This is a genomic window from Roseateles hydrophilus (assembly GCF_026712245.1).
Taxonomy (GTDB): Bacteria; Pseudomonadota; Gammaproteobacteria; order Burkholderiales; family Burkholderiaceae_C; genus Pelomonas; species Pelomonas hydrophilus.
Window position 1 is genome coordinate 146646 of record NZ_JAPPUY010000002.1, and the last position, 17367, is coordinate 164012.

Below are 17367 nucleotides of genomic sequence, written 5' to 3' on the forward strand. Positions count from 1 at the left end.
GGTCAGCGCCCCGCTGCGGCCTTGGCGGCCGTGTCGATGTCGACGTACTGCCAGAAGTCGCGCCGGAAGACGTTGCGCTCCGCGCCGATGACCCAGGGCTGGCTCAGGTCGGTCCAGATGCGGTGGCCGCTGATTTTGTAGGGCATGTAGGCCACGACGAGCTTGTTGGCCTGGTCCATGACCTGCTGGCGCTCGGGGCCGTTGGGCAGCACGGCCTGCTGTTCGTACAGGCGGTTGAACGCCGGCAGGTCGAAGCGGCTGTGGTTGGCCTGGCCGCCGTTGGGGCCGTAGGCGATGGCCAGGTGGTAGCCGGCATCGGGCGTGGTGGCCACCCAGGCGAGGTTCCACATCTGCAGCTTGCCGGCGCGGCTGGCCTTGATGTTCTCCGGGAACTTGCCCTGCTTGAAGCCGATGCGGATGCCGATGGCGCGCATGGCCTTCTCCATCAGCTCGTCCAGCACGCGGTAGTCGGCCGTGGGCTGGGTGGCGCGCTGCAGGCGCAGCTCGCTGCCGTCGGGGCGCTCGCGCCAGCCGTCGCCGTCCACGTCCTTGAAGCCGTGCAGGTCCAGCAGCGCCTTGGCCTTGGCGATGTTGTGCTCGCTCATCTCGGTCTTCAGGTCTGGCCGGTAGCCCCAGGTGCCGGGCGGCATCAGGCCCTGCGCGGGCACCATCTGGCCCTTGCGCGCCAGGCGGATCTCGCGGTCCACGTCATAGGCCAGGCCGATGGCGCGGCGCAGCGCCACCTGGGCCGGCTCGTAGCCGCCGACGACCGGGTCCTTCATGTTGAAGAAGGTGAAGTTGATGTCCGCCTGCGGGTAGCGGTTCATCTTGATGTTGCGCTTGGCGAGGTTGGGCGCGAGCTGGCCGTTGGGCGCGGCCACGCTGATGAACTCGGCCGGCAGCTCCTGGAGGAAGTCCGCCTCGTCGTTCAGGAAGGCCAGCCAGCGCGGCTGCGGCTCCTCGATGATGGCCACCTCCAGCCGGTCGATCATGGGCAGTTTGCGGCCCTTGAGGCGCTCGGCCATGGCCTGCAGGTCGGGGCGGTCGGCGGGGGCCTGCTCGTTGTAGAACTCGTCGCGGTAGGCCGGGTTCTTCACCAGCACGATGCGGCTGGAGCGCCGCCACTCGTCGCGCTTGAGCATGAAGGCCGCCGTGCCCACCGGGTGTTCGCCGATGCGGTCGCCATAGGCCTCCACCACCTCGCGCGCCAGCGCCGCCGCCAGCGGGTTGGCCAGGTTGTTGACGAAGCGCGGGTCGGGCTTGGCGAGCTTGATCTGCCAGGTGTACTTGTCCAGCGCCTTCAGGCCCTCGACGGGCGTGTCGTAGTCGAACGGCGTCTTGTCCTTGAGCGCCTTCTTGCGCAGCTCGCTCAGGCCCAGCACGCCCGCGCCCTCCAGGATGTAGAGGTTGGGGCTCTTGGTCTGCGGGTCGTAGTGGCGCTTGAGCGAGTAGACGTAGTCGGCCGCAACCAGCTCGCGCTTCTTGCCCTTGAAGGCCGGGTCGTCATGGAAGAACAGGCCCGGGCGCACCTTGAAGGTGAGGGTCTTGTAGTCGGCCGACACCTCGGGCAGCTCGCAGCCCGAGGGCTCCAGCTTGAAGGGGCGGGCCAGGTAGGCCCAGCGCACCGGCGCGTCGAACATGCCGGTGATCAGCGTGTTGGAGTAGGTGTCGGAGACCTTGGCGGGGTCGAAGCTGGTGATGTCGCTGCGGAAGGCATAGCGCAGCACCTTGGGCTCGGCCGGCGCCTGGGCACCCACCCGCAGCGGCGCCGCCGCCAGCACACCTGCGGCAAGCGCCGCCAACAAGACGTTTCTCATCCCCACTCCAACGACCTCTTGAGCACGCCCCGGCCCAGGGCCGGCGGCGCAGTGGGCGCGAGTGTAGGCAATGGGCGGAAGGCTTCGCCTGGGGCGGAGCCCAAGTGCCTGGTTTGCGCATTGACAACGGCAGCGCCCGATCGCTGGCTAACCCCATCCAGGGGGCTTCAGATGTCGCCTAGACTCCGGGCCCTCGTCCTCGAAACCCGCCCCGGCGGGTTTCGTCTTGTTGTAGGTGTTGTCTGAAGAAGGGGCCGCCCGATGACGGCTTATCTGATCCGGCGCTTGTGGCAAATGATCCCCACGCTGCTGGGGGTCGTGCTGCTGGTGTTCTTCCTGTTCAAGTTCTTCGGCGGCGATCCCGCCGAGATCCTCGGCGGCATGTCCGCCACCGAAGAGCAGATCAATGCGATCCGCGAACAGCTGGGGCTGAACCAGCCCTGGTGGGTGCAGCTGGGGATCTTCCTCAAGCAGATCGTCACCTTCGACTGGGGCAACAGCTGGGCCACGAATGAGAAGGTCAGCCAGCTGTTCTTGAGCCGCATGCCGGCCACGCTGACGGTGATGGTGCCCATCCTGCTGCTGGAAGTGCTGCTGGCCATTCCGCTGGCCATGGGCGTGGCCTATGTGCGCGGCAGCCTGACGGACCGCGTGGTCATGATCACCACCACCATCGCCGTGTCGGTGTCGCTGCTGGTCTACGTCATCGTGTTCCAGTACTTCTTCGCCTTCCGCCTCGGCTGGTTCCCGGTGCAGGGCTGGAGCGACTCGTTCTGGACCAACCTCAGCACCTACACGCCGCTGCCGGTCATCGTCGTGTCGCTGGTGGCGCTGGCGCCGCAGACGCGGCTGTACCGCAGCTTCTTCCTCGATGAGCTGGGCCACGACTACGTGCGCACCGCGCGCGCCAAGGGCCTGACCGAGAAGACCGTGCTGATGAAGCATGTGCTGCGCAACGCGCTCATCCCCATCATGACCAATGTGTCGGTGCTGCTGCCGGGCGTGTTCGTCGGCAGCTTCCTGATCGAGGTGTTCTTCTCAATCCCGGGCCTGGGCCGCGAGATCCTGCTGGCCGTCAACCGCAGCGACTACCCCGTCATCCAGGCCTTCGCCATCTACCTCGCCGCCATCACGATGCTGGTGAACCTCATCACCGACCTGCTGTACAGCCTGGTCGATCCGCGAGTGGTGCTGAAGTGAGGCCCCTCGCCCATCCTCGCGTCGCTGGACGCGAGCGAGTCTGGTCGGTCCCCCGAGGGGACGGCGATGCTTGCGGCATCAAGCCGCAAGCACATCGCCAGAGCGGGCCGGCTTGGGAGCGGCCCGGCGCTCGGCCCGCCACAACGCGTTGCGGAGAACAGAAGTGAGTGCGGTAGCAATGAAATCCCAGGGCGTGTGGTCCCTGGCCTGGAAGCGCCTGAAGGCCGACCGTGTCGGCATGGTGTGCTTGTGGATCGTGGCCGCCTTCATGGTGCTGGTGGTGCTGGCCGCCGCCGACGTGGTGGCCGGCAACTGGCAGAAGGAGATTGCGGTGCCCAACGCGCCGCCGCACCTCGTCGGTGCCCGGGCTGCCGAGGCCCTGGGCGCCATCGAGTCGCCCAAGGGCCCGAACGTCGACCTGTCCGATGTGGACCCGCTGGCGCCGCGCTACGCCGAGTGGGCCGAGGCCGCGAAGAAGTACCAGACCGAGGACATCCAGCGCGCCGAGACGCTGCCGCTGGGGGCCGACCGCTTCGGCCGCGACATCCTGCAGAAGGTGCTCAAGGGCGCCGAGGTGTCCATCGTCGTGGGCCTGCTGGCCGCGCTGGTGGCCACCGTCATCGGCACGCTGCTCGGGGCCGTGTCGGGCTTCTTCGGCGGCAAGATCGGCGATGCGCTGGAGTGGGTCTACAACGTCTTCACGGCCATCCCGTCCATCCTGCTGATCTTTGCGTTCGCGGTGATCTTCGGCCGTGGCGTGCTGTCGGTGGTGCTCATCCTGGGCCTGACCGGCTGGACCGGCATCTACCGCCTCGTGCGCGCCGAGTTCATGAAGCACCGCCAGCGCGAGTATGTGCGCTCGGCCGAGGCCATTGGCGCGAGCAGTGCGTCGCGCATGTTCAAGCACATCCTGCCCAACGTGTCGCACGTGGCGCTGGTGCAGCTGAGCCTGCACGTGGTGAGCTTCATCAAGAGCGAGGTCATCCTGAGCTACCTGGGCCTTGGCGTCAGCGTGGACCAGGTGAGCTGGGGCACCATGTTGTCGGAGGCGCAGAGCGAGTTGATCCTCGGCTACTGGTGGCAGCTGGCCGCCGTGACCTTCACGATGGCGCTGTTCGTGACGGCGTTCGCGCTGTTCACCGATGCGCTGCGTGATGCGCTGGATCCGAAGTTGAGAGGCCTGGAGTAACACCATGCTGTTGAGCATCCAAGACCTCAAGGTCGCCTTCCGCCTCGGCAAGGAGAACGGCGAGCAAAAGCGCGCGCTGGCCGTCAAGGGCGTCAGCTTCGACATCCCCGAGAACAGCACGGTCGCGCTGGTGGGCGAGTCGGGCTCGGGCAAGTCGGTCACGGCGATGTCCATCCTGAACCTGCTGCCCAGCAACGCCGAGCGCAGCGGGCAGATCCTGTTCCAGGGCCGCGACCTGCTGAAGGCCTCGCTGCGTGAGCTGCAGGCCATGCGCGGCAAGGAGATCGCCTGCGTCTTCCAGGACCCGATGAGCTCGCTGAACCCGGTGTTCACCGTGGCCCAGCAGCTGATGGAGCCGCTGATCACGCACCTGGGTCTGTCGCCGCGTCAGGCCCTGACCCGCGCCGAGGAATTGCTGCACGAGGTGGGCATCCCCGAGCCCAAGCGGCGCCTGTCGGCCTATCCGCACGAGATGAGCGGCGGCCAGCAGCAGCGCGTGATGATCGCGATGGCGCTGGCCTGCGAGCCCAAGCTGCTGATCGCCGACGAGCCCACCACGGCGCTGGACGTCACCATCCAGCGCCAGGTCATGGAGCTGATGGGCCGGCTCAAGGACAAGCACCGCATGTCCATGCTCTTCATCAGCCACGACCTGGGCGTGGTGGGCGAGATCTCGGACCATGTGGTCGTCATGCGCCACGGCGAGATCCGCGAGGCCGCGCCGGTGGCCGACATCTTCAACGCGCCGCGCGACGCCTACACCAAGGCCCTGCTGGCCTGCCGCCCCTCGCTGACCGAGAACCCGGCGCGGCTGATGGTCATCGACGACCACATCGCCGGCAAGGCCGCCAACATGGACCACAAGGCCAAGGACCCCGACGCCCCCGTGGTGCTGGAGGTCACCGGCCTGCAGAAGAGCTTCTGGCTCAAGCAGGGCGTGTTCGGCAAGCGCGAGTTCAAGGCCGTCAAGGGCGTGAACTTCAAGCTGCGCAAGGGCTACACGCTGGGCGTGGTGGGCGAGTCCGGCTCGGGCAAGACCACCATGGGCCTGACGCTGCTGCGCCTGCACGAGCCGACCGGCGGCCAGGTGATGTTCGACGGCCGTGACCTGCTGAAGATGAGCGGTGCCGACTGGCAGCAGATGCGCCGCCGCATCCAGGTCGTGTTCCAGAACCCCTATGCCTCGCTGAACCCGCGCTTCACCATCGCCCAGACCCTGCGCGAGCCGATGGAGATCCACGGCATCGGTACCGACAGCGCCGACCGCGAGGCGCGCGCGGTGGCGCTGCTGAAGAAGGTGGGCCTGGACGAGAGCGCCATGGCCAAGTACCCGCACGAGTTCTCCGGCGGCCAGCGCCAGCGCATTGCCATTGCGCGCTGCCTGACGCTGCAGCCCGAGGTGCTGGTGCTGGACGAGTCGGTGTCGGCGCTGGACGTGTCGGTGCAGGCCCAGGTGCTGAACCTGCTGAAGGACCTGCAGGACGAGTTCGGCCTCAGCTACATCTTCATCAGCCACGACCTGGCCGTCGTCAAGTTCATCTCCGACGAGGTGCTGGTGATGCAGAACGGCGACGTTGTCGAACAGGCCGCCACGCAGGCGCTGGTGTCGGCGCCGCGTGAGGAGTACACGCGCCGCCTGCTGGGTGCGGTACCACGCGGCTACCAGGGCCCCAGCGCCTGAACGAGATGCGGCAGGGCGTGTGCAATCCGAACGCTCTGCTGTTTTGCCCGGATGACGGGCTGCCCGCTGGCGCGCTGAAATGCGAGCCTCGGGGCGTTGCCGCTCCGGCTCTGCTGCCTTGATGCCTTTGATGCTGGCCCGCCTCTTCCCCGTCGGCGCCGCGCTTGCCGCGGGGCTGCTGCTGGCTGCCTGTTCGCCCGGCAGTCAGGCGCCCGGGGCGGGTTCTGTGTCGGCCGTGGCGCCGGCCGACGACCGCCTGGCCGGTGAACTGACCCGCATTGAACGCGCCGCGCGCGCCAAGCCCGCGCAGTATGAGTTGGCCTTGCGCCAGGCGGCCGACGCGGTGCCCGGCGGTGCGGCGCGGCTGGATGTCGTCGTGATGCGCGGCCAGCTGGCGGCGATGGCCCGCGACCGGGCCTTGACCCAGCAACTGGTGCGCCGGCTGCGCGCCTGGCCGGTGGCCGAGCAGCGCGCCGAGGCGAAGGTGGCGGCAGCCACGGTGGATGCCGAGTACCTGCGCTCGCAAGCCGACCTGCGTGGCGCGCGCAAGCGCCTGGCCGATGTGGACACCGCGGCGCTGGCCGCCACGGGCCCGCTGCAGCGCTGGCGCTATCACCGCCTGCTGGCCCACATCTGTGGCGACATCGGCGAGCTGGACGCCGCCATGACCGAGGGCCATCAGACCTTGCGCTTGGCCCAGCAGATCGGCCAGCCTTGGCGGGTGGCGCTGTCGCTGGCCGATCTGGCGTACACGACGATGCGCGCCGACACGCCGGCCCGGGCGCGCCAGCTGGTCGCGCAGGCCTTGACCGAGGCCCAGAAAGACCCCGACCCGATGACGCTGAACAGCGTCTACACCATGCGCGGCATCATCCACACCGACGACGCGGACGCCAGCATCACGCTGCAGTCCTATGCCGACGCGCTGGAGCAGGCGGCGGTGGCCGGCGCCGACTCGGTGCGCGCGCTGGGCCTGGGCAACTTCGCGGATTACCACCTGCGCCAGGGCCGCTACGCCCGTGCGCTGGAGCTCGCCGAACAGGCGCTGCCGCTGGCGCTGGCCACGGGCAGCCTGGGCGCCGAGGGCGTGGCCCGTTCCAACATCGGGCTGGCCAAGATCGCGCTGGGCCGCGTGGCCGAGGGCGCCAGCGAGGCGCGTGCCGCTATCGCGCTGGACGAGCAGCAGGGTTCCATCGCCTACGCGTCGGATGGCTGGCAGGAGTTGGCCATCTTCCTGGAGCGTGCGGGCGACCTGGCCGGCGCCGTGAACGCCTGGCGCGAGTACCGCCGGCTGTCCGAGCGCGTGCTGCGCGACGAGACTCGGCAGCTGCTGCTGGAGGCCCAAGAGCGGCAGGACGCCGAGCAGCGCGCGCGCGACATCGAACTGCTGAACCGCGACAACGCCCTCAAGACCGAGCAGGTGCAGCAGCGCAACCTGGGCCTGATGCTGTGGGCGGCGCTGGGGGGCTGCGTGGTCGTGTCGCTGGGCCTGATGTGGCAGGCCTTCCGGCGCGTGCGCCGCACCAACGAGGCGCTGGCCACGAGCAATGCGTCACTGAAGCACCAGAGCGAGACCGACCCGCTGACCGGGTTGGCCAACCGGCGCCACTTCCAGGCGGCCATCCGCAGCCTGTCCGGCCCGGACGGGCTGTCGGCCAGTGTCTTCCTCATCGATGTCGACCATTTCAAGCGCCTCAACGACAGCTTCGGTCATGCCGCAGGCGACGCCGTGCTGGCCGAGATCGCCGCGCGGCTGCGCCAGGCGGTGCGGGATGACGACCTGGTCGTGCGCTGGGGCGGCGAGGAGTTCCTCATCGTCGCGGCCTCCCGCGAGGGCCTGTTCGCGCCGCAGCTGGCCCAGCGCCTGCTGGACCTCATCGGCAGCCAGCCCGTGGCCTACCAGTCGCGCAGCATTGCCGTCACGGCCTCCATCGGCTTCGTCAGCCTGCCGGTGCCGCCGCACGGCCTGCGCCTGCCCTGGGAGCGCGCCATCGACCTCATCGACACGGCGCTCTACCTGGCCAAGGCCCATGGCCGCAACAAGGCCTATGGCGTGGAGCGCATCCATGCGAGCGACGTGGCTGCCGTGGAGCAGCTCACGGCGCGGTTGGAGGCTGCGTGGAGCGAGGGCCAGGTCGGCCTGATTGCGCTCAGTGGGCCGGGTGGTGGCGTCGCGTTGCCAGGAGGGCGGGCGTGAGGGCCGTCATGCTGACGCTGGCGCTGCTGCTGGCCCTGCCGGCCGCCGCCGTGCCCGACCTGGCGGCTGAGCGCGAGCAGCTGGCCCAGCTCACCCGACGCGCCTTCGACGAGCCGGCCGCCATGCTGGCCGAGCTGGAGCGTCGCTGGCCGCAGGGGGCCGAGCCGGCGCGTGAGATCGCCTGGCTCTACGCCCGTGGGCGCGTGCTGCTGGCTGGCAGCCAGTTCGAGGCTGCCGATGCCGTGGCGCTGAAGCTGGCCGGGCTGGAGGGCGGGGCCGACCACGGCTGGCTGCTGCGCGCACTGACGCAGGAGCGCGCCGGCAAGCCGGCCGGCATGCTCGCCGCGCGGGCGCTGGAAGGCCTGGGCCGGCGCTGCCCGGCCGGTGACGAGGCGCACGCAGTGCGCGCTCCGGGCTGCGACTTCCGCGCCGCCGCCGATGCGCTGCGCCTGTTGCAGCGCGAGCAGGCCGGCCAGGGCGCATTGGTGGAGGCCGAGGGCAGCGTGCGGCGCGGATTGGCGCTGGCTCGTGCGGGGGGAGACCGGCACCTGGCGGCGCTGTTCATGGCGCAGCTGGCCGTGCTGCTGCAGGCGCAGGACGACCTGGACGCTGCGCGTGCCGAGATCCGTGCTGCGCTGGCCGAGGCCCAGGGCGACGCGCTGGCCAGCGCGCGGGTGCGCAATGCCGAGGCCGTCGTCGAGCGGCGGGCCGGCGAACGCCAGGCGGCGCGTGCGGCACTGGAGTCCGGGTTGGCGCTGGCCGAGCAGGCCCGGTCGCCCCATCTCGCGGCGCAGCTGCGCGCCAACCTGGTGGATGCCTACATGTACCTGGGCCAGTACCGCGAGGCGCTGGCCGCCGGGCGGCTGGCGCTGCCGGTGCTGCAGCGCTTCCGCGACCGCACCTACGAGCGCGCGCTGCATCACAACCTGGCGGTCACCCACATCAAGCTGCGCCAGTTCGATGCGGCGCGCCAGGAGCTGGCGCGAGTGGCCGAGTTCCAGCTGGACCCGTCCGAGCTTGTGTCGCGTGCGGGCGAGTTGCGCGAGCTGGGTGACACCTGGGCCGACGCCGGCCAGCACAAGGAGGCGCTGGCCGCCTACCGCAGCGAGCGCGAGTTGAGCGCCCGCATCAACGAGCGCAACCGCGCCAGTGCGCTGGAGGAGCTGCGCCGCAAGTACGACACCGCCGCCAAGCAGCGCGACCTGGCGCTGCTGGCGCGTGACGGTCAGCTCAAAGACCAGCAACTCGCCAACCGCCGGCTGCTGCAGCAGCTGGGCCTGGCCGTGGGCGTGCTGTTGCTGCTGTCCATCGTGCTGGTGGGCGCCACGCTGCTGCGCATGCGCCGCGCGCAGGCCCGCCTGACGGCCAACCAGCAGCTGCTGCGTGCGCAAAGCGAGCGCGACCCGCTGACCGACCTGTCCAACCGCCGCCACTTCCTGGCCGTCATGGACGCGCGCAGCCATGAGCTCGGCGCGGACGGCTTCCGCGGCGCGCTGATGATGATCGACATCGACCACTTCAAGCACGTCAACGACCGCCATGGCCATGCGGCGGGCGATGCGGTGCTCGTCGAGGTGGGCCGGCGCATCCGCGCCGCCGTGCGCGACACCGACCTGGTCGCGCGCTGGGGCGGCGAGGAGTTCCTGGTGTTCGCCCCCGAGTTGCCTGGCGAGGACCTGGCGCAGATGGCCGCGCGCGTGCTCAACGGCATCGGCGGCACGCCCGTGGCCACGCCCGAGGGGCCGCTGCGCGTGACGGCGTCGCTGGGCTTTGCGAGCTTCCCGCTGGGCGGGCGCGGTGGTGCCCAGCTGCGCCTGCACTGGGAACAGGCCGTGAACTGGGCCGACATGGTGCTCTACCAGGCCAAGGCCGAGGGTCGCAACCGCGCCATTGGCATTGCGGGCGTGCAGGCGCCGGATGCTGACACGCTGGCCGCCATCCTGCAGGACTTCGACGCCGCCTGCCAGCAGGGCCAGGTGCAGCTGGTGGTGCTGACGGGGCCGTCCGCGTGAGCCCGGGCCGACGTGCGCTGCTGCTGTGGCTGGCCGCAGCCCCGGGCATGGCGGCGGGCGCCCAGCCGGCGCCGCCGCTGCGCATCGTGGTGCCCTATGCGGCCGGCGGCGCGGCCGACCAGGCGGCGCGGCTGCTGGCGCCGGAGCTGCAGAAGCGGCTGGGGCAGCCGGTCGTCGTCGAGAACCGCCCGGGCGCTGACGGCAACATCGGCACCGCCGAAGTCGCCAGCGTGGGCGACGGCCGCACCTTGCTGATGGGCAGCCTGGGCACGCATGCCGTGAACCCGCTGCTGTCGCGCCGCCTGCCCTACGACCCGGTGCATGACTTCGCGCCCGTGTGTCTGGTGGCCACCGTGCCGCTGGTGCTGGTGATGAACCCGGCCACCGCGCAGGCACACGGCGTGCGCCGGCTGGCCGACCTGCTGCGGGTGGCAGCGGCGCAGCCGGGCCGCTTGCACATCGCCTCCAGCGGCAACGGCAATCCCACGCATCTGGCTGGTGAGCTGTTCAAGCGGCTGACGCGCATCGACCTGCTGCACTTTCCCTACCGCAGCGCGGCGTCGGCGCAGGAGGACGTCATCGCCGGCAACATGGACCTGATGTTCGACACGCTGCCCGCCGCGCTGCCGCAGATTCAAGCCGGACGGCTGGTGGCGCTGGCCGTGACCAGTGCGCGCCGCAGCCCCAGCCTGCCGGCACTGCCCACGGTCGAGGAGGCCGGTGGGCTGGCGCTGCAGGGCTACGAGGCCAGCGCATGGCTGGGGTTGTTTGCGCCCAGCAGCCTGCCCATCGAGCCGCTGACGCGCCTGCAGCAAGACAGCGTCGCTGCGCTCGCCGGCCCGGCGCTGCGTGCGCGGCTGACGGCGCGCGGCATGCTGGTGCACGGCAGCGGTGCGGCGGAGCTGTCGGCGCTGATCTCGGCCGAGATGACGAAGTGGGCGCGTGTGATCCAGCTGTCGGGAGTTCAGGTTGACCGCTGACATCGCCTCGGGGCGCTGGCGGGCTGACCTGATGGCCGGCGCCGTTGTGGCCGTGCTGCTGATCCCGCAGAGCCTGGCCTACGCGATGCTGGCCGGCCTGCCAGCCCAGGTGGGGCTGTACGCCAGCCTGTTGCCGCTGCTGGCCTATGCGGCGTGGGGCTCCAGCCCCGTGCTCGGCCTGGGGCCAGTGGCGGTGCTCGCGTTGATGATTGCGCAGGCGCTCGCCGGGCTGCCGGCCGGCGTCAGCCCCGAGGCCGGTGCCTTGGTGCTCGCGGCCGAGGTGGGCCTGCTGCTGGCGTTGGCCGCGCTGCTGCGCCTGGATGCGCTGGCCAGCCTGCTGTCGGTGCCGGCGCTGCGCGGCTTCGAGACCGGCGCCACGCTGATGATCGCGGCCAGCCAGCTGCCCGTGCTGCTGGGCAGCGCGGCCACCGGCGCCACGCTGCCGGGCCTGGCGCTGGCGATGGTGCAGGCGGGCCTGCAGCCGCTGAGCCTGGCCTGGGGGAGCGTGGCCGTGGTGCTGCTGCTGGCGTCGCGCCGGGCCGGCTCGCGCACGCTGGCGCGGCTTGCACCGCTGCTGCTGCTGCTGGGGGCCATGGCCGTGGCCGCGCTGACGCCGGCCGCGCAGGGCGTGGCCCAGGTGGGGGCACTGCCGCAGCTGTCGCTGCCGCTGGGCCTGCCGCTGCTGGATGGTGCGCTGTGGCTGCACCTGCTGCCGTCGGCGGCGCTGGTGGCGCTGATGACCTTCGTGTCCAGCCTCGCGGTGGCCGAGTCGCTGGCGCAGCGGCGCGGCGAAAAGCTGCTGCCTGCGGCCGAGATGCGCGGGCTGGCCGCAGCCAACCTGGTCGCCGCCGTGACGGGCGGCATGCCGGTGGCGGGCAGCTTCTCGCGCTCCATCCTGCTGCATGAGGCGGGCTCGCGCAGCCGCTGGGCGCTGGTGTTCGTGGCCGGCTTCATGGCACTGGCCATGCTGCTGCTGGCCGGGCCGCTGGCCTACCTGCCCAAGCCGGTGTTGGCGGCCACCATCGTCGTCGCGGTGCTGAGTGGCTTCTCGCTGCGCCCCTACCGCGAGGCCTGGCGCTATGCGCGTGCCGAGGGCCTGCTGATGGCGGCCGTCACGGCCGCCGTGCTGCTGTGGAGCGTGGGTGCGGCGCTGGCGCTGGGCGTGGTGGGCTCCATCGCGCTGCTGATCCAGCGCACGGCGCAGCCGCATGTGGCGCGCATCGGCCGCGTGCCGGGCACGCAGCACTACCGCAACCTGGAACGCTATGCCGTCGAGTGCCGGCCCGAGGTGGTGGGCCTGCGCATCGACGAGAGCCTGGTGTTCACCAATGCCCGTGGCCTGGCCGACGTGGTGCTGGCCCATGTGCGCGCGCACCGGGCCAGCGTCGGCGAGCCCCGGCGTGTGCTGATGCTGATGGCGCCGGTCAACCACATCGACGTCTCCGGGCTGACGGCGCTGGAGGAGCTGCACACCGCACTGCGCGCCGAGGGGCTGCGGCTGGAGTTCTCCGAGGTCAAGGGCCCGGTGCTGGACCGGCTGAAGGCCGTGGGCTGGCTGGAGCGCCACGACGTGTCGCTCTACCTCAGCCACCACGAGGGCATCCAGGCCGGTGAACATGACCTGAGGCCCAGTCTGGCCGACATGGACGCGCCAGGGCAGCTGTAACGCCGTTCTGATACCGTCTCGGCCCAATCAGCGCGTGAGACGCCATGAATGACAACGAGACCCTGCTCGGCATCCGCCGTGGCATCGAGAAGGAAAGCCTGCGCGCCCTGCCCGGGGGCGGCCTGGCGCTGACGCCGCATCCGCAAGCGCTTGGTTCTGCGCTGACGCACCCGCACATCACCACCGACTACAGCGAGTCGCAGCTGGAGCTCATCACCGGCGTGCATGCCGGCGTCGATGACGTGCTGACCGAGCTGACCGAGGTTCACCAGGCCGTCTACCGCGCGCTGGGCGACGAGCGGCTGTGGGTCAGCTCCATGCCCTGCGGGCTGCCGGCCGACGAGACCATCCCCATTGGCCGCTACGGCAGCAGCAATGTGGGCCGTGCCAAGAGCGTTTACCGCATGGGCCTGGGCCAGCGCTACGGCCGACGCATGCAGACCATCTCGGGCATCCACTACAACTGGTCGCTGCCGGGTGTGGGCACCGAGGGCTACTTCGGCGCCATCCGCAACTTCCGCCGCGAGGGCTGGCTGCTGCTGTACCTGTTCGGCGCCAGCCCGGCGCTGTGCGACAGCTTCGTGCAGGGCCGCGACCACGGCCTGCAGCGCCTGTCCGAGCACAGCCTGTACCTGCCGCACGCCACCTCGCTGCGCATGGGCCGCCTGGGCTACCAGAGCGACGCGCAGTCGAGCATCTCGGTCAGCTACAACTGCCTGGAGAGCTATGCGGCCTCGCTGCAGGGCGCGTTGACGACGCCGTACCCGGCCTACGAGGCCATCGGCGTGCAGACGCCGGGCGGCGACTACAACCAGCTCTCCACCAGCCTGCTGCAGATCGAGAACGAGTTCTACAGCACCATCCGCGCCAAGCGCGTGATCCGCTCCGGCGAGCGGCCGCTGCATGCGCTGCGCGAGCGCGGCGTCGAGTACATCGAGGTGCGGCTGATGGACCTGGACCCGTTCGAGCCCGTGGGCATCGGCGCCGACGCCGTGCGCGTGCTGGACGCCTTCCTGCTGCACTGCCTGCGCAGCCCCAGCCCCAACGACACGCCGGACGAAATCGCCGCCAACGCGCGCAACCAACACCGCGTCGCCGCGCGCGGCCGTGAGCCCGGCCTGATGCTGGAGCACTGGCAGGGCGGCGAGCGGTCGCTGCAGGACTGGGCCGGCGCCATCCTGGCCGGCTGTGCCACGCAGGCTGCGGCGCTGGACGCCGCCCACGGCGGCAACGCCTATCGCGATGCGCTGGCCCGCGTGGCCGAGCGGCTGGCGCGGCCCGAGCTGTGCCCGTCGGCACGCGTGCTGGCCGTCATGGCGCAGGACTTCGGCAACAGCCATGTGGGCTTCATCCGCCACCAGAGCGATGCGACGCGCGCGGCCCTGCTGGCACTGCCCTTCCCGGCCGCCTTGCAGCAACGCTTTGAGGCGATGGCGGCCGAGTCGCTGGCCGAGCAGGCGCGCATCGAGCGCGCCGACACGCTGGACTTCGAAACCTTCCGGCGCTTCTACGTGGCGCCGGAGCGCATGGCCGTCTGAGCCGCCGCGGCGCGCTACTGGGAGATCTTGGGCAGGCCGTCGACGTCGGTGAACACCGAGTCGCTGAAGCCCAGCCGCGCGTCGTCGCCCTGTGACTGCTTCGCCCAACGGGCCAGCTCCTGCGCGGGCATGGGCCGCGCGAACAGGAAACCCTGCAGCTTGTCGCAGCGCTTGGCGCGCAGCACCTCGGCCTGGCCCTCGGTCTCCACGCCCTCGGCCACCACCTCCAGGCTCAGCGCATGGGCCAATTCGATGACGGCGTTGACGATGGCGCGCGCGTCGGCGCTGGTTTCCAGGTCCTGGACGAAGCTGCGGTCGATCTTCAGTTGCGACACCGGCAGCCGGCGCAGGTAGGCCAGGCTGGAATAGCCGGTGCCGAAGTCGTCGATGGACAGGCTCACGCCCAGCTCCCCCAGTCGCTGCAGCACGCGCTCGGTGGCGGCGGCGTCCGCCATCGCGACGGACTCGGTGATCTCGCAGCTCAGTTGCGCCGCGTCCAGGTGGTGGCGCGCGAGCGCCTGCTCCAGCCGCAGCAGCAGCGCCTCGGGCTGGCGCAGCTGCTGCACCGACAGGTTGATGGCCACGCGCAGCTTGAGGCCCTGGTCGCGCCAGTCGGCAATCTGCCGGCAGGCCTCGTCGATGACCCAGTCGCCCAGCTGGATGATGAGCCCGAAGCGCTCCGCCACCGGAATGAAGGTGCCGGGGCTGATGGGGCCACGGCGCGGGTGCTGCCAGCGCAGCAGCGCCTCCACGCCGCGCACGCGGGTGGTGTCGCCGGCCACCTTGGGCTGGTAGTGCAACGCCAGGCCCGCGCCGCCGGCCTCCAGCGCCGCGCGCAGGTCGCGGGCCAGTTCCAGCTGGTCGCGCACGCCGTCCTGCATGTGGGCCTCGAAGAATGCGAAGCCGTTGCCGCCACTGCGCTTGACGGCCTGCGCGGCCGAGTCGGCCTGTCCGATGAGCATGCGGGTGGCGATGTCGCTGCCGCCGTGCGCGGCGATGCCGATGGACGCGGACAGCCGCAGGGGCTGGCTGGCCTCGCCAGTTCCGATGCGCATGGGCTGGGCCACCGCATCCAGCAGACGCTGGGCGATCTGGGCCAGCGTGGCCTCGTCGGCCTCGCCCTCCAGCAGCACGACGAACTCGTCGGCGCCCAGCCGGGCCACTGTGTCGTGGCCACGCGCCTGCGCCTGCAGCCGGGTGGCCACTTCGCGCAGCACGGCATCGCCGGCCGCGTGGCCGAAGGCCTCATTGACGGGCTTGAAGCCGTCCAGGTTCAGCATCAGCAGCGCCACGCCGGTGCGGTCGCGGCGGCCGCGCGCGATGGCGTGGTTGATGCGGTCGTCCAGCAGTTGGCGGTTGGACAGGCCGGTCAGCGGGTCGCGCAGCGCCTGCTCGGCCAGCTCCGTCGTGGCCTCGCGCAGGGACTGCTGCAAGCCCGCAGCGCGTTGCTGCAGCCGCGCATCCAGCAGCGAGGTGAACAGCGTCAGCAGCAGCAGCGCCAGCGTGGCGCCGGCCACCAGTGTGCCGAGGTTGTCACCGCGCAGCCCGTTGGTGCTGAGGCACAGGCTGCCTTCGGCAATGCCAGCGGCGGCCATGCCGGTGTAGTGCATGCCGGCCACGGCCGCGCCCATGACCAGCGCCGCCGCCAGCTGCCCCCAGCGGGCCTGCGCAGCGGACAGCCGGCGCAGCCAGAAAAAGATCATCAGCGCCGCCGCGGCGGCTCCGGTGGCCACGCCCGCCGATGCGGCCACCAGGCCCCAGTGCCAGCGGATGCCCGGCGCCAGCACCAGCGCGGCCATGCCGGTGTAGTGCATGCCGCAGATGCCCACGCCCATGCTGACGGCGCCCAGCGTGAGCCGTTTCACCGTCAACTGGTCGAGCGCCGCCACGCGCAGCGCGATGGCGGACACGGCCACGGCGGCCAGCCAGCTCAGCGCGGTGATGGCCGTGTCGTAGCCCGTCTCGAACGGCAGTTGCAGCGCCAGCATGCCGATGAAATGCATGGCCCAGATGCCGCTGCCCATGGACAGCGAGCCGGCAAGCCACCAGGCCATCGCGCTCTGCGGGTCCGGCGTGCGTACGCGTTGTGCCAGGTCCAGTGCCACGTAAGAGGCGAAGGCGGCAGTGAGATAGGACAGCACCACGACGCCGGGGTCGAAGCGCAGCGCGAGGTCGGCGATGGGCATCGAATCCAGTATGCAAGCGGAGCGCCTGCGTGGCGCGCCGGTGCGATGGCGGGGGTGCGGCAGGCTTCACGGTCTGCGGCGCTGCGAAAAAAAGACCCGGTCAGCCATGCTGCCGGGTCTGCAAGCCCTCGAGGGGAGGGCGTCGTTGGGAAGATCCACTGTAGGGGGCGGCCCGGTGTGTGGGGAGGCACTATTCACGCCTTGCTGTCGATAATTCGACGATGAAACCCATCGCCGACACCCTCTCAGAAGCTGACCTGGACCGCCTGCAGGCGCTGCTGGACGCGCTGCCTGCGCCGCTGGAGCCGCTGGACGTGGGCATGGTCGACGGCTACCTGTGCGGCGTGCTGCTGCAGCCCGAGGCCGTGCCCTTGTCGGCCTGGCTGCCGCCCATCCTCGACAGCGAGGGCCGGCCCACGCCTACCCGCGTGAACGACGAGTTGCTGGCCTTGCTGCGCCGTCGCCACAAGGAACTGAACGTGGCGATTGCCGGCCGGCAGTGGTTCGACCCGTGGATCTTCGAGCTCGACGAGACCGACGACCCCAGTGAAACCGTGCTGCCCTGGGTGGCCGGCTTTGCGCATGCGCTGGATGCGCACCCGGCGCTGATGCAGTTGCCCGAGGAGCCGCTGCTGGAGCCGTTGGCAGCCATCTACCTGCATCTGGACCCGGATGATCTGGAAGACGCCGACGCGCTGCTGGAGGAGATTGAGTCCCTGGAGCCGCCGGCTGACCTGGAGGAGGCCGTGGAAGGCCTGGTCAGCGCGGTGCTGATGCTGGCGGACGTGTCGCGGCCGCAGAAGCCCACGGCACGCCCAGGGGCGCGGCCCGCGCCGCATCCGGCGCAACGGCGCCGGACCGCGCCACCCCGCCGGTAAGCCCGCGGGGCTGACGCGAGGCG

General features: G+C 70.8%; 11 protein-coding genes. 9 read left to right on the top strand and 2 right to left on the bottom strand.

Annotation, left to right across the window (positions count from 1 at the left end):
• Positions 1-2 precede the first annotated feature (2 nt).
• Positions 3-1817, bottom strand: coding sequence for an ABC transporter substrate-binding protein (locus NYO99_RS07895; protein ID WP_268166610.1), 1815 nt, complete (start codon positions 1815-1817; stop codon positions 3-5).
• A 261-nt stretch (positions 1818-2078) separates the two neighbouring features.
• On the opposite strand from NYO99_RS07895, the gene NYO99_RS07900 reads away from it, so the two are divergent.
• The 8 genes from NYO99_RS07900 to gshA all read left to right on the top strand — a co-directional run bounded on the left by NYO99_RS07900 (position 2079) and on the right by gshA (position 14280).
• The gene (locus NYO99_RS07900) at positions 2079-3017 is read left to right on the top strand and encodes an ABC transporter permease (RefSeq protein WP_268166611.1); all 939 of its coding nucleotides are present in this window, start codon (positions 2079-2081) and stop codon (positions 3015-3017) included.
• A 178-nt stretch (positions 3018-3195) separates the two neighbouring features.
• Positions 3196-4206 carry an ABC transporter permease gene (locus NYO99_RS07905; protein ID WP_268166612.1) on the top strand — a complete coding sequence of 337 codons (1011 nt, stop codon included), beginning with the start codon at positions 3196-3198 and terminating at the stop codon, positions 4204-4206.
• 4 nt (positions 4207-4210) lie between these two features.
• Positions 4211-5887, top strand: coding sequence for an ABC transporter ATP-binding protein (locus NYO99_RS07910; protein WP_268166613.1), 1677 nt, complete (start codon positions 4211-4213; stop codon positions 5885-5887).
• Positions 5888-6017: 130 nt separating this feature from the next.
• The gene (locus tag NYO99_RS07915; protein ID WP_268166614.1) at positions 6018-8084 is read left to right on the top strand and encodes a GGDEF domain-containing protein; all 2067 of its coding nucleotides are present in this window, start codon (positions 6018-6020) and stop codon (positions 8082-8084) included.
• The gene (locus NYO99_RS07920; protein ID WP_268166615.1) at positions 8081-10096 is read left to right on the top strand and encodes a GGDEF domain-containing protein; all 2016 of its coding nucleotides are present in this window, start codon (positions 8081-8083) and stop codon (positions 10094-10096) included. The genes NYO99_RS07915 and NYO99_RS07920 overlap by 4 nt, the downstream gene beginning before the upstream one ends.
• Complete coding sequence (locus NYO99_RS07925) at positions 10093-11076, top strand: tripartite tricarboxylate transporter substrate-binding protein (protein WP_268166617.1); 984 nt, start codon at positions 10093-10095, stop codon at positions 11074-11076. Before NYO99_RS07920 ends, NYO99_RS07925 begins: the two co-directional genes overlap by 4 nt.
• Positions 11066-12742 (top strand): SulP family inorganic anion transporter, encoded by a 1677-nt coding sequence (locus tag NYO99_RS07930; RefSeq protein ID WP_268166618.1) that lies wholly within the window; start codon positions 11066-11068, stop codon positions 12740-12742. Before NYO99_RS07925 ends, NYO99_RS07930 begins: the two co-directional genes overlap by 11 nt.
• Positions 12743-12786: 44 nt before the next feature.
• Entirely contained in the window at positions 12787-14280 is a 1494-nt protein-coding gene (gene gshA / locus NYO99_RS07935) for a glutamate--cysteine ligase (RefSeq protein ID WP_268166620.1), read from the top strand.
• A gap of 14 nt (positions 14281-14294) precedes the next feature.
• Here the strand turns inward: gshA and NYO99_RS07940 are convergent, their stop codons facing one another.
• Complete coding sequence (locus NYO99_RS07940) at positions 14295-16466, bottom strand: putative bifunctional diguanylate cyclase/phosphodiesterase (protein ID WP_268166621.1); 2172 nt, start codon at positions 16464-16466, stop codon at positions 14295-14297.
• Between the two features lie 221 nt (positions 16467-16687).
• Between NYO99_RS07940 and NYO99_RS07945 the strand changes: the two genes are divergently transcribed.
• A complete protein-coding gene (locus NYO99_RS07945; protein ID WP_268166622.1) occupies positions 16688-17344 on the top strand; it encodes a YecA/YgfB family protein in 657 nt (218 codons plus the stop codon).
• Positions 17345-17367 lie beyond the last annotated feature (23 nt).